Origin of the sequence: Methylobacter sp. S3L5C (genome assembly GCF_022788635.1) — a bacterium.
In the GTDB taxonomy this organism is placed as follows: Bacteria; Pseudomonadota; Gammaproteobacteria; order Methylococcales; family Methylomonadaceae; genus Methylobacter_C.
This window is the reverse complement of record NZ_CP076024.1, coordinates 3,112,445-3,126,130: the sequence shown is the minus strand read 5'-3', so window position 1 is coordinate 3,126,130 and position 13,686 is coordinate 3,112,445. Positions and strand designations below refer to the sequence as shown.

General features: G+C 51.9%; 14 protein-coding genes. All 14 read left to right on the top strand.

The annotated features are described in order from the left end of the window. Positions 1 to 113 precede the first annotated feature (113 nt). Positions 114 to 395 carry a type IV conjugative transfer system protein TraL gene (gene traL, locus KKZ03_RS13975; protein ID WP_243217434.1) on the top strand — a complete coding sequence of 94 codons (282 nt, stop codon included), beginning with the start codon at positions 114 to 116 and terminating at the stop codon, positions 393 to 395. Beyond that, complete coding sequence (locus tag KKZ03_RS13970) at positions 392 to 1,003, top strand: type IV conjugative transfer system protein TraE (RefSeq protein WP_243217433.1); 612 nt, start codon at positions 392 to 394, stop codon at positions 1,001 to 1,003. The genes traL and KKZ03_RS13970 overlap by 4 nt, the downstream gene beginning before the upstream one ends. Further along, positions 1,000 to 1,959: a type-F conjugative transfer system secretin TraK gene (locus KKZ03_RS13965; RefSeq protein WP_243217432.1), complete on the top strand. Its 960-nt coding sequence runs from the start codon at positions 1,000 to 1,002 to the stop codon at positions 1,957 to 1,959. The genes KKZ03_RS13970 and KKZ03_RS13965 overlap by 4 nt, the downstream gene beginning before the upstream one ends. Beyond that, the gene (locus KKZ03_RS13960; RefSeq protein ID WP_243217431.1) at positions 1,959 to 3,320 is read left to right on the top strand and encodes a TraB/VirB10 family protein; all 1,362 of its coding nucleotides are present in this window, start codon (positions 1,959 to 1,961) and stop codon (positions 3,318 to 3,320) included. Before KKZ03_RS13965 ends, KKZ03_RS13960 begins: the two co-directional genes overlap by 1 nt. Before the next feature lie 101 nt (positions 3,321 to 3,421). After that, a complete protein-coding gene (locus KKZ03_RS13955) occupies positions 3,422 to 4,222 on the top strand; it encodes a thioredoxin fold domain-containing protein (RefSeq protein WP_243217430.1) in 801 nt (266 codons plus the stop codon). Then, positions 4,219 to 4,737 (top strand): TraV family lipoprotein, encoded by a 519-nt coding sequence (locus tag KKZ03_RS13950; RefSeq protein WP_243217429.1) that lies wholly within the window; start codon positions 4,219 to 4,221, stop codon positions 4,735 to 4,737. The genes KKZ03_RS13955 and KKZ03_RS13950 overlap by 4 nt, the downstream gene beginning before the upstream one ends. Before the next feature lie 66 nt (positions 4,738 to 4,803). Next, positions 4,804 to 5,118, top strand: a complete 315-nt coding sequence (gene traA / locus KKZ03_RS13945) for a TraA family conjugative transfer protein (protein WP_243217428.1) — start codon at positions 4,804 to 4,806, stop codon at positions 5,116 to 5,118. Between the two features lie 7 nt (positions 5,119 to 5,125). Further along, positions 5,126 to 5,395: an RRXRR domain-containing protein gene (locus tag KKZ03_RS13940; protein WP_243217427.1), complete on the top strand. Its 270-nt coding sequence runs from the start codon at positions 5,126 to 5,128 to the stop codon at positions 5,393 to 5,395. Beyond that, entirely contained in the window at positions 5,392 to 7,806 is a 2,415-nt protein-coding gene (gene traC / locus KKZ03_RS13935) for a type IV secretion system protein TraC (protein WP_243217426.1), read from the top strand. The genes KKZ03_RS13940 and traC overlap by 4 nt, the downstream gene beginning before the upstream one ends. Then, entirely contained in the window at positions 7,796 to 8,131 is a 336-nt protein-coding gene (locus tag KKZ03_RS13930) for a hypothetical protein (RefSeq protein WP_243217425.1), read from the top strand. Before traC ends, KKZ03_RS13930 begins: the two co-directional genes overlap by 11 nt. Before the next feature lie 4 nt (positions 8,132 to 8,135). After that, a complete protein-coding gene (gene lepB, locus KKZ03_RS13925; RefSeq protein WP_243217424.1) occupies positions 8,136 to 8,666 on the top strand; it encodes a signal peptidase I in 531 nt (176 codons plus the stop codon). Continuing rightward, positions 8,653 to 9,828 (top strand): TrbC family F-type conjugative pilus assembly protein, encoded by a 1,176-nt coding sequence (locus tag KKZ03_RS13920; RefSeq protein ID WP_243217423.1) that lies wholly within the window; start codon positions 8,653 to 8,655, stop codon positions 9,826 to 9,828. The genes lepB and KKZ03_RS13920 overlap by 14 nt, the downstream gene beginning before the upstream one ends. After that, entirely contained in the window at positions 9,825 to 10,859 is a 1,035-nt protein-coding gene (locus KKZ03_RS13915; protein ID WP_243217422.1) for a TraU family protein, read from the top strand. The genes KKZ03_RS13920 and KKZ03_RS13915 overlap by 4 nt, the downstream gene beginning before the upstream one ends. Beyond that, positions 10,860 to 13,646, top strand: coding sequence for a conjugal transfer mating pair stabilization protein TraN (gene traN / locus KKZ03_RS13910; RefSeq protein WP_243217421.1), 2,787 nt, complete (start codon positions 10,860 to 10,862; stop codon positions 13,644 to 13,646). The last annotated feature ends 40 nt before the right edge of the window (positions 13,647 to 13,686 follow it).

Below are 13,686 nucleotides of genomic sequence, written 5' to 3'. Positions count from 1 at the left end.
GACCACAGTAAACAGCACCGCCTATAACAAAAAATTCGCAATAACCCGATTTATTGCTGCCTCTAAGTTCATTCAATTCATCAAAATAATGATCATCCTTACTGGAGCTCATTATGGAACCCGTTGCGATCCCTAAAGCCATCGACGATCCTATCCACATTCTGTTGTGGAGTGCCGACGAGATAGTGCCCTTCATGGTGTGCATGCTCACCGGCATGCTGATTGACCAACTCATTCCCGCGTTGGCTATTGGCGTCATCGCCGTAAAATTCTACCGACGCTTTCGTGACAACCGCCCGGACGGTTATACCTTGCATACCATCTACTGGCTGGGTTTGCTGCCCAGCAAGGCAATCACTATTCCCAATCCCTTTATCCGGCGATTTTACCCGTGAGGCTTTCGGACTTTCTTCGTACCTGGGAAGGTCATGAGGCCGAGAACCGGTTTAGTCGCCTGATCATTCTGGGCTTGCTGGTGGTGTCCGTGATCACGTCATTAGCCGCCTGGCGTACCGAGCGCAGTATCATTCTGGTACCACCGACGCTAACCAAGGAAGTCGAAGTCACCCGAACCACCGCATCCAGTGAATTTAAGGAGTCCTGGGGCTTGTTTCTGGCCGAACTGTTGGGCAATACGACCCCCGCCAATGCCGATTTCCTGAAAACTGCCATCGAACCGTTGCTAGCCCCTGACATCTACCGCACCGTACTGGATGCGATGACCGATCAGATCAAGGCAATCAAGATGGACCGGGTCGCCATTAGCTTCACACCCCGGCATGTCGCTTATGAAACCGAGACCAACAAGGTCTTTGTTAGCGGCGAGCTCAAAAGCCAGGGTCCCAGTTCCAAGCCGGACATCAAGCCGCGCACCTACGAATTCATCATCGCCATCAAAAATTACCGCCCACGCCTGGAGTTTATCGATGTCTACCCTGAAGATCCCAGAACGGTGGAACGGCTAAAAGCCGTGCAGTCGCAACAGAGAGCATCACAACCATGAAAAAAAACTGCTACCCCTTCGTGTTACTACTGATCATCAGTACACCCTTATCCGCTCAGGAATTACCGGTTAACGGTTTGCCCGCTGTACCGCCATCGGCGGGTAACGCTATGGAAGTCATGCCTTTGGTGGCTATGCCGGATACTGTGACTGCTCCACAAATCGAACTGCCGCCGGTCGATGCCAACATTTTAAAAGCCGCCAATCAACAGGCTACTTCGGTAGTCCCGCAACAACTTCAAGTCAAACCCGGCATCAACGAACTGATACCGATTGCGGTCGGGCATTTAAACCGTCTGGTGACGCCGTTTGACAATCCGGTGGTGACCACCACCAGTCAAGCGACCACCAGTACCAAAGGCAAGATCGTCTATGTCGCTACCCCTGATGAAACGCCGGTTACCTTGTATATTACGCCCGGCGACAATCAGGACATCGCCTTATCGCTGACGCTGATTCCCAAACGTATTCCCGCCCGTGAAATTCATCTCAGCTTGGACATAGACACCTATAAAATACTGACCAAATTGCAGCAGCAGTCCTCGAATACTGTTGGAAAAGCAGCAGATAAGGAACAGGAATACATTACCACGCTAAAGCAGTTGTTTCGTAATCTGGGACTGCAAAAAACACCGCCGGGATTCTCTTTACGCGAACCTAGTCACGCAGAAAGCATCCACTGTCACCAAGACCGGCTTCAAATTAGCACCGGCCAGCTACTCGAAGGCCAGGATCTGTTGATTTTAGTGGGTGTCGCCCGTAACACCGGCGTTACTTCAACCGAATTCAATGAACGTGCCTGCGCCACCGGCAACGATGAGGTATTGGCCGTTGCCGCCTGGCCTAAAGTGGTGCTAAGACCCGGTGAAGCTACCGAGCTTTATGTCGCAGTCAGACGACCTGCCGAACAGACTGCCACGCTCAGGCCGTCGTTACTCAACAGGAGCGTACCCTAATGGTGAGCATTGATAACTGGTGGTCGGCGCTTAGTCCAACTGCCAAACGTAATCTGGCGGTGGGCAGCATCGGCACGGTGTTAATTGCTGCTATCATCGCGCTGGCTTCGGTTTCTCCAGAGGTGGCCAAGCCTTCCAGTAAACAAGCCACTATCCAGCACATACTTACCGACAGCGATCCCCGTTCATTGGGAATCGATGGCATTTCCGCCCAGTTGCGTGATCTATTGCAAAAAAACGAAGAGCAAAACCGGCGTCTGGCCACCCTTGAAGAACAACAAAAACACGAACAACAATCCGATGAACAGCGTTTTAAACAATGGACGTTGTCGGAGCGGGAAGCCTATGACAGTAAATTAAAAGCAGTTTCCGGTGAAGTGGAATCACTCAAAAACAAACCGGGCGCTTCCGGTCAATCAGCTTCAGCTAACCCTTTGACATCACCGGACACGGTGTTGTCTACGTCAAATCCTGCCGATCGACGATTAAGTACACCAAGATCAAGACCTGATCCCAATGATCTGGCCAGTGTTTTCGATCAGGCCGCCGTACCCGGACCGAATTTAGGCAATCCAGGTATCTCGAGCGGACGTTCATCTCAAAATACCCAAGCTCAAGCCGCTTTACAAATCCGAGTGATCAAAGATGAAAAAGCGTCACCGTCTGCACAGGACGCTAAACCAGTCTCAGATCAGATGTCCAGGCACAGTGACGTGTTCATTCCCGCCGGCACTATTTTAACAGGTGTCTTGTTAAATGGTCTGGATGCGCCTACCGGTAAAAAATCCAAGAAGGAACCGATGCCGGTACTGTTTCGGATTAAAAAAGAAGCCATACTGCCTAATCGCTTTCATGCCGATTTACGCGAATGCTTTCTACTGGCAGCAGGCTTTGGCGATTTAAGCGCCGAGCGGGCTTATTTTCGCGGCGAGACTTTTTCCTGTGTGCGCCAGGACGGCGGCGTCATTGAAGTACCAATGAACGCCTATGCCACCGGCGAAGATGGCAAAAATGGCGTCAGAGGCCGTGTTGTCTCCAAGCAAGGCGCGTTACTGGCCCAAGCCATGATGGCCGGTTTTCTGCGTGGCTTTTCCGATGCTTTTGGCCGCAACCAGATTCCGATGCTGATGACCGGCGGCGTGGGTGGCCTACCCGCCACCACACCGTTTCAAAGCGCCTTCTCGGCCCAATCCATGGAGGGTGGCACCTTGAAAGGAGCCGGTTACGCCATGGAACGGCTTTCACACTTTTATATGGATATGGCCGAAGAGATTTATCCGGTGATCGAAGTCGACGCCACCCGGCAGGTCAATTTTATCGTGCAAAAAGGCACTGCGCTTAAACTAAAAACACCGGCCTAATGCAAAAAATCGCCGTTTTAGTAATTTTTTGTCAGTACCACCCTGCTACGAATAAGTAAGCTAATACCGTATCCATTGACCCATTATCTGTGATAGTCATTATGAACACTCTCAGACGCTTAACCCTGCTACCGCTACTTTTTACAGGTGCTGCCGTCATGGCAGACACTACGCCCAAACTCAGCTCTGCCGACATCGCCGCAGGTTTACTGTCGGTAAAAATCGATGGCATGCAGGATTTGCCGATTACCGGTCTCAAGATGATCAAAACCGGCGACAAGGTCGTATTTATGTCCAGCAATGGCCGCTTTGCCTTGTACGACGGCAAATTACTCGATGTCTGGATGCAGCAGGAAATCAAGGAGCTTTCCGATATTGACCGGGTCGCCAATCGTATTGATTTGTCTCGAATGAAGCTCAACATCGACGATTTGGGGCCGGTCACTGTCGGTCACGGCAAAGAGATCGTACTGGTTATCATCGATCCTCGCTGCCCTTATTGCGGCAAAGTCATGAAAGATCTGCAAGCCTTGCAAGATCGCTACACTTTTAAACTGGTGATGGTGCCGATACTGGGTCAGGAATCGCAAAATGTCGTGGTGCAATTAGCCTGTCAGCAAGCCTCAGGGGATAAAAAAATTCAGGACAGTGTCCGTCAGCGTTTATTGACACAGGATTTTGCAGGTCTGCCTACCGATAACCCCGCGCAATGCAACAAGGAACCCTTGCAAAAAGCCATTGTTACCGCCAAGCTGTTTGGCCTGCCCGGTGTGCCGTATCTGATTGCCCCGGATGGCCGTATCCACAGCGGTGCGCCCGACTCATTAACCGACTGGCTGGCAAACAAACCAGCTGTCGTAGCAGCGCCTGCCAACGCTGATAAATCGGAGAAGAAACCGTGAACTCTCGCCTGTTAAACCGAATCATTGTTGTGTTGCTGACTGCTTTATTAGACGGTTGCGCGACGCAATACGGCTGTAAAGGCATGCCCGACGATCCCACCTGCCTGTCAACTACCGAAGCCTATCAGCTTACCGATAAAGCCTTACCCGAACCACCGAAACTGGATGCCACAGTCCAACCCGGCGTGACAGTGAGCAAGCTGTCTCCAGCACAGCGACAACCGGTTCCCAAAATCGATGACCCCACGCCGATTCGCACCCCGGCACAGGTGATGCGCATTTGGATTGCACCCTGGGAAGATAACGAAGGCGATCTGATGGTCTCCAATTATGTCTATACCGAACTGGAACCAAGGCGCTGGATGATCGGTAAAAGCGCACCGACGTTAAGTCCGTCACTGATTCCGCTACAAATCGAACAACGTCCATCGGAAAAAACCCTGGAGCGTGAACAAACGGATACCGAGCCACGTAATTTTCCGCCAGAGCCGTTAAAGGCGACGAACACGCATTGATGCAACGTACCGCCAGTTCCATCGGGATGAGCGAGAACCAGCGGGCAACCGCTTTTTCATTTACCCATGAGGTCGTTTACTATGAAATTGTCACGTCGAACCGGGACGCTGGCAGCCCTGGTGTCCGTAATGCTGGTGTTGCTGGCCCCTGACGCACTGGCCGGTGCCGGTGGCACCGAGTTCAACAACGTCTGGACGCTACTCACCGGCTGGGTCGAAGGTTTACTCGGCCGGATTATCGCCATCGTTTTTGTGATTGTGGGCTTGGTCGCGGGCGTAGTGCGAGGCAGCATTATGGGCTTTGTACTGGGCATTGCCAGCGGTGTCGGCTTGTTTGCAGCACCGACAATCATTACCAATATTGTCACCGCAACGCTGTAAACCCGGTATGAGTAATAACACCGGACACCGTACCGAGAAGACGGCGGGCAACCGTCGTACCTTAACTCGGGTTGCTCCTCGTCTTTCACCCTTGTTGACAGTTCTCGTGGTGGCTGGCGATGGCCGACCACTTAATCCCTGTCATCCGGCCCGCGCCCGTGAACTCATTCGGAAGCAACGTGCCATTCGCATTTGCCGCCATCCGTACACAATACGCTTGTTGGATGTAAGTCGGCACGAGGTTCATGCCATCCCTACTCAACAGGAACCCTCATGAAACAACCCCGCATTCATACCGCCGATACCCTGTTTTCAGCCTTGGCTTACGACCCCGATCAACACCTCTTTCTGCTGGCCGACGCCAGTATCGGCTTTGGCTTTATCTGCCAACCGCTGACCGGTGCCGATGCCAGCGTTTCGGCCCGAGTCAATGTGTTGCTAAATCAAGATTGGCCCACCGAAACCTTACTACAAGTCAGTCTGTGGACATCACCGGATATTGAAGAAGCCTTGGCGGTGATGCAAACCCGTCGGCTGAAACAGCAAAAGTCCACGTATAAAGCCATGACCCAGGCCAGTATCGATTTTTTACGGCAAGGGACTTGCAAAGCACCAGAAGCGATTTCAGGGGCATGCCTAAGACGGAGTCATGTGATCGTCACCGTCAAACTGCCCATTAATACCCCAAAACCCAGTGACGGCGAGCTGCGGAGTGCCGCTGAATTGCAGATGGCGACCCAACAATCGTTGGCTACCATCGGGCTTTATCCGGGGATTCTCGATGCCGATCACTACGTCCGCTTGCTCAACACCTTGCTGAACTGGAGTCCCGATGCCGGTTGGAAAGATCGGGTGGTGCCCGAATGTGATCCGACCCAATTGATTCGCGATCAACTAATGGATTATGACAATGCATTACAAACAGATGAAAAAGGCGTTTGGCTTGGCCTAAAACGGGTTAAAACCTTATCGGCCAAACGCACGCCCGATCATTTTTATTTTGGCAGCGCCAAAAGCTATCTGGGCGATCTGTTGTCTGGCACTCGTGGTATCCGCCAGAATGCGTTAATCAGTCTGACCTTGCATTACCCGGATGCCGAATCCACTCGCACCCGTCAGGAAGGCCTCAGACAGTTCATCACTAATCAGGTTAATACCCCGATTGCTCGCTTTTTGCCGGTGTTGGTGCAACGTAAACATAACTTTGATGTACTGTTTGATGCCTATAGCGACGGCGACCGGCCGATACGCAGTTATTTTGGGATGGTGTTGTTCTGCGATGACCAGGAGGAAGCGGCCGCCATTTCCAATGCCCGTGTCTACTTTCGGGAACTTGGCTTTCAATTATTGGAAGATAAGTTTTTTTGTCTGCCGTTTTTTCTCAACTGCCTGCCGTTCGGTGCGGAACGGGCGGCGATATCCGATCTTAAGCGCTATCGTACCCTGGCCACTCGCCATGCTATTCCGTTACTACCGCTATTCGGTGATTGGGCCGGCACCGGTACACCAACCTTAAATTTTGTCTCCCGCAATGGCGAACACATGGCGGTGTCATTGTTCGATACGACCGGCAACTACAATCTGTGCATAGCCGCCGAATCCGGCAAGGGCAAATCGTTTTTAACCAACGAGATCATCGTCAGCTATTTAACCGAAGGGGCACAAATCTGGGCGATTGATGTCGGCCGGTCTTATGAAAACCTTTGTGAAGTGCTGGAAGGTGATTTCGTCAAGTTTACCCATAGCTCGGGAATTTGTATGAATCCCTTCGAAATCGTGCAGAACTTTGAAGAAGAAGCCGACATGCTGGCAGGACTGGTCAGTCAAATGGCCGCGCCTACGGAAAAACTCAGCGACTTCCAAACAGCCGGCTTAAAACGCATCCTGAAAACGCTGTGGACCGAAAAAGCCCAATCCATGTCCGTTGATGACATCGCTTTTGCGTTATGCGCAGAAGACGATCAACGCCTGAAGGATGTCGGTGAGCAACTATTTCCTTTTACCACCCGAGGCGAATACGGCCGCTATTTCAACGGTCGTAATAATGCCCGCTTTGCCAATGATTTCACTGTCCTGGAACTGGAAGAACTGAAAGGCCGCAAACACCTGCAACAAGTGGTGCTACTGCAACTGATTTACCAAATCCAGCAGGAGATGTATCTGGGCGAACGCAATCGGCCCAAGATCGTGATCATCGATGAAGCCTGGGACTTGCTTACCGAAGGTGATGTCGCCAAATTCATGGAGCACGGCTATCGGCGCTTTCGTAAATATGGCGGTGCGGCGGTCACCATCACCCAGTCGGTGAACGACCTGTACCGTAATGCTGCTGGCCGTGCCATTGTTGAAAACTCGGCCAATATGTATCTGTTAGGCCAGAAAGCAGAAGTCATTGAAGGCATGAAACAGGATCGGCGCTTACCGCTATCGGACGGCGGTTACGAATTGCTCAAAACCGTCCATACCCTGCCCGGTGTTTATTCGGAAATCTTCTTCCTGACCGAAATGGGTTCGGGCATAGGTCGCCTGATCGTAGATCCGTTCAAACGGATTTTGTTTTCTACGAAACCCGAAGATGTTCAGGCACTGCGGCAACTCAGACGCCAAGGTTTGAGTTTGGGTGAGGCCATTCAGCAATTGCTCAACAACCGTAAACCCAAAGAGCGGGAGGCCTGCTATGGAAAATAAACCAGAGTGGTCAACCCGCTGGTTCTGGTTTGCCTTGGGTCTGTTGGCTTTTGTATCAGGCTTGGCCGGTGGCGCATTGGCGGTTAATCAACTCATGAAAGTACCATTACAACGCTTGAGTCTGTCCACACCGGCTTTTGTACTGGATCGTAGCCGACTAATCAGAGACTTGTCACCAAATGCAACACCCGAACAAATGACCAGGGCGGTGGAAGACTGGCAACGCCTGGCCAACCGCTTAAGCGATGCCGGTTACCTGATATTGGATTCGACGGCCGTACTGGCCGCGCCCGACGATATCTATGTTCGACCCGAGGGACATTAAGATCATGAAAGCAAAGCCCCCTCCTCCCGTCATTAAACCTAAAATGCCACTCAAGGTATTCTTGCTTAAAGCCGTACCCATCCTGTTGTTAGTGTTGACTGTTGAACATACTATCGGCCAACGGTTTTTAATCGGCGGTGATGATCAGGTCGACCGCTGTTTACCTGACAAACGTATTTATATCATCGACACCTACAACAAGGATATCTGGCGGGGCGATCTGATCGCCTTTCGGGCTGAACGCATGGCCCCGTATTTTAAGGATAGCCAGGTGATTATCAAAATTGCCGCCGGCGTTGCCGGTGACCACGTCCAGGTCGATAGTCAGCAAACCACGATCAATGACTCATTGATTATTGATGGTTTACCACTGGCCGACAAACTCAGAAAATTGCCGGTCACATTCAAACGCGACGAAACCATACCCGCAGGAGCTTATTGGGTAACAGGTAAAGCACCGAAAAGTTTTGATTCGCGTTACTGGGGCTATGTCTACGACTATCAGGTAATTGGCAGGGCTTATGCACTTTTTTAAAAATACTTTGCTGATCGCCGCTTTGTGTGGACAGTGGTCCGCTCATGCCGAAGAGGAGTGGTTCACCCGCTCCCAACACATCCTCAATAATCTGGCAGGACAATCACGGCCAGACTGGTTGAACAGTAATCCCTATCAAGCTGATGCCCAGCGGCAAGCATCAGACATCGTCAACGCCTCCAAGCCTGTTATCTTGAATACGCTATCCGACACCCAAAAACCGCTGAATAATGATAAGTCCAAACCGTTACGGGTGATGTTTGTGTCGTTCTCGCTGGGCAAGTCGGTGCTCAAAGGTATTTTTGAAGAAGCTTCGGGGCAGGATGACGTATTACTGGTCCTGCGCGGCCCCAGGCCAAGGCAAAAGCTACCGGATCTGTTCGCTGAACTGAAGGTATTATTGAAAGACATCGAACCGGTGCCCAATATTGTCATTGATCCCACCCGTTTCCAGAAATGGGCGGTGACCACCGTGCCCGAGATTGTGGTAGAAGATCATGATAAAACCCGTCTCCGCGTTAAGGGCGTGACCAGTCTGGCGTGGTTAAAATCCCGTCAGGAGGCTGGTCGGCAAGGCGATCTGGGGCGTTTCGGCGAAGTATATGAGATTGCCGAAATTGATCTGCTCGAAGAAATCAAACGCCGTCTGGCGGCAATCAATTGGCCGCAGAAACAACGACAGGCCCTTGTCCGCTTTTGGGAACAGCACCGGTTTGAAGTATTGCCCGTCGCTCAAGAAGATCGGGATCGAATGATTGATCTGACTGTCACCGCGCCACGCGATCTTATCGCCTCGAATGGCAAGCTTATTATCCAGGCCGGACAAACAGTCAATCCCTTGGACAAGATGGCTTTTGACCTGTGTTTGTTTATCTTCGATGCCACCCAAAAAGCCCAGATTGATACTGTCCGGAAGTTATCCTGCCGGGACAAGAAAGCACGGATGTTGTATCTGGCAACATCTCTGTCTCGCCAAGACGGTTGGGAAGGCTTGAAAGCACTGGAAACGGTTCTGAATGCACCGGTGTATTTACTGACCCCTGATGTACGGCAGCGCTTTCAGTTACAAAAAACACCAACACTGGTGGAACAGTCCGGCAACCGGGTGGTGATACGGGAACGAAAAGTGATTATTTCTGCGGCGACCGGTGAACCGTCATGAATCGGATGCTTTCTAAGGGGCTATTATTATGGGTTTTGCTAAATCTGGCTGTCGTCTGTCATGCTGAAACAGTCAACAAATCTATTGATCCGCTATGCGCCGATGCCGAACTGTGGTCAGGAAAACTGGTCAGCGATATTTGCTGGAACTGTTTATTTCCTATTCGTGCCGCCGGTGCGTCGTTAGGCGGCGGCAATGTCCCTTCTATCGCTACTGACCAGAAATTCTGCTTTTGCAACGACCCACTGGGGCTGCCACAATTGGGAATGACTGTGGGCTTGTGGAATCCGGCACGATTGATCGAAGTGGTCAGAAACCCTTGGTGCTCACCAGCCTTGGGCGGCATAACCTTTAGCGCGTCACAAGTGCGTTTGATCGCCACTACCGGCAAGGCGGATTTTGATGCCAGCGAGATGTCGTTTTTCAATTACCATTACTTCGCCTTTCCGCTTACCATTATGTTGGATCTGTTTTGGGATGACCGCTGTAACGCCGACGGCTATCGGGATTTTGATCTGCTGTATGTCTCGGAACTCGATCCCACCTGGAACAGCGATTTGCTGGCCTTTTTCACCAGTCCGGAAACGGCGTTGTTTGCCAATCCGGCAGCGATTGCTGCTTGTGTCGCCGATGCGGCGGCTGCGGCTACCGGCAAGCCAATCGACGCCTTGTTCTGGTGTGCCGGAGCGTGGGGCCACCTCTATCCCTTGTCCGGTATTTCACCAACCAGTTACGGCACCGATCCGCGCATTACCAGTTTATTGGCAACCCGCGCAACGGCAGCCTTGCATCGCCGAGGGCTAGCCTGGAAAACCGCCGGAAACGATGCCTTATGTGGTGGGATGATTTATCCGTTTATTCCCAAATCACAATACCGACTCAGTCTGTTTTATCCGGTGGCGGAAACCGACTCCAATCATGCCATCGGCGAAACCACCTTTACCTGGGGTGCCGGTCGCAGTTATCCGGGGCCAGGTGAAGATCATCTTTATATCCTTTGGCGCTGGCAAGATTGTTGTGTAGGACTGTAGATGGAACTGGGCGCATTTTTTGACGGTCATGTGCGCTTCACCCGCAGTCTGGCCATGATATTGAGCATCGCTATGGCCTGGACACCGTTCGCTGTAGTCTGGGCCGATGCCATGCAGACGGCAGGTAATGACGGGCAGCAAACCGGACACCAAATTCTGGGTAGTTTTCAGTTCCCAGTGGATGCCGGTAGTGGCGTCATAACCCTAAATCCCGGTACATCTCAGCAAAGCGCGATCACTATCAACACGCTGTTTCCGGATTCGGCCAGCAGTAATAGTACCACTGCCAACATAACCAGTTTGTATGGCAATAATCCCGGCACGATGGCCGCAGGACTCAATGCCCAAACCACACTGAACGGCGAAACCAGTGCTACCGGAGAAGCTTATCGCACGCTGATCAACAATGCCCACCAATCGCATCCGGATTTACAAAATGATACGCTTTGGAAAAGCGGCGATCAGGTGTTTGCCAATTTTACGCCCTGGGCACAGTCGTTTTCAGACTGTACCACCACGACCACTCAAACCGCGACCAGCCATACAGTACATGTACCTGACTATCAGTTATGCCTGCGCCAATCGACGGTACCGCAAAGTTGCACCGCAAGCCATCAAGTTACTGTCGCCCCCTTGCTGACTTATGTCTCGGGTAACGGCGGCTTATCAAATTGCGGGCCGGGGTGCATGGATCTGTATGTTGGTGTAGTCGGCGACAATTACTGGTCGGCAGGCTGCGCAGTTTTTACCTGGCAGGTCACTTATAACGTATTGCATCCGGAAGCGATTATCAGTGCGACCCTTGCCGATGTCGAGTTCGACGATCATGCCCGGGTTTTTTATGGCGGCAACCTGATTTATACCGGGTCAACCGGTTGGGGTGGCGCTTGTGAACTCAGTAAAAACTGGGTGGATCATCCCAATACCGATATCACGTCGGTATTTAACAGCACCGGCAATAAGGTCTTCCGACAAGATACGCTCGTCGGCGACCAGGGTGAAGGCTATGCCCGTATCCGACTTCACTATGATGTATCCAAACTAATAACTCGGGATCAATGGAGCTGGAGCGGCCCGAACTGCCAAAATCTTGCCAATGCAATCACCGACGGCATTTGCCAAGCAGGCAGCCAACTTGGTTGTAGCAATGATCCGGCCAATGGCTCGGGGTGTTATCTCGATCCGGTGTCACAAATCATGATCTGTGACACTGCCCTGCGCCCTGCCCCGGTGGCCGGTTCCACAGGTATTACAAATACCTGTATGAACATCACTGCGACAGGCCAATGCGATCTCAACAGTACCGGACAATGCTGGACCGACACTGCGGGTACCCACTGTCTGACGCCGCCTGTTTCTGGAACGCCGACCACCAACTGCTCCGCGTTGGAAAACCAGGGTTGTGCCTTCATTAAAAGCCAATGCCTCGATACCCTGACGTCAGGTACTTGCTGGGATAGCGTGGATACCTATGACTGTGGCCAGCAAGTCGGCATTCCCGGCATTCAAAGCAGCACGCAACAACAATGCTCAGGACCGATTCGCTGCATGGGTGAAGACTGTATCACCGTCAATCGTACCCAGAGCCAGGATTTCACCAAGGCAGTCGCTTTACTCAATACCGCCCAGCAAATGGCAATGGATATGACCTGTGATTATGCCAATACCGGCCTGCAACAAAAAGATCCTGGTACCTGCCAAGTGTTTAAAGGTAAAGATGCTAGTTGTAAAATCGTCGGGGGCGTAGTAACACTGGTCGATTGTTGTCAAGCACCGTCTGGTAGTATGGGACTGGGTCAGTATATCGATTTATTAGTGGCCACCAGTCAACTGGATAATGCAGTGATGCGCATGGATAGCACTTTTGCAGTGAGGGGTGCTTGGGAAACGATGCGCACGCCTTTGACTATGGCGGGTGATGCCTGGAACAGTGTACAGGCAGATTTTTCCTCGAATGTTAACGCTTTGGTCGGCTCGGATATGCTCAGTGTCAGCGATGTCGCGGAACAAGGTTTGCTGGACTCACTGAAAGGCGAACTGATGACTTCGGTGGCCGAATGGATCGGTAGTACTTTTGGGGAAGCCGCCGGCAATGCCTTGTTCAGTGCCGGCGGTCAGGTGGCGTTTGATGCGATGGGCAACCTGACGCCGGCCGCGCAATCGGGCGGTGTCGAACTTGGCGGTGGTGCTGCGCTTGCCGGTGAAATGCTCAGTACCCTGATGGCAGCCTACACGGTAGTGATGATCGTGATCATGGTTATCCAGATGATCTGGTCATGCGAAATGCCGGAATACGAATTGGCTGCCAAAAAACAACTGAAAGTCTGTAAAGACTTGGGGACCTTCTGTGCCAGTAAGGAACCGATCACTGGACTCTGTCTGATCCGTAAGGAAAGCTACTGCTGCTATAACTCGCCGCTGGCACGCATACTAAATGAACAAATCAAGCCGCAATTAGGCATTGATTTTGGCACACCTGAAAGCCCCGTCTGTACTGGTATCTTGGTGTCTGATCTGGATAAAGTTGACTGGAGCCGGGTTAATCTCGATGAATGGTTGGGCATTCTCGCAGAAACCGACCATTTGCCCACCGCAGGAAACGCCGCTGCCCTGCTCAATCTTGATCAATTGACCGGTACGGGCAGCCGATTGAATCCCCAAAAATACGGAGCTGCAACCAGCAACCGCCTGGATACATTAACCCGTACCCAAGGCCGCATGACCGGACTGGACGCACCGAGTGTCAAACGGCAGGCAGAACTCGAAGGCTGGAGCATGGGCCCGTAGTTATGTATCCCATAAAAATCAGTCAACAAATGGCATAACA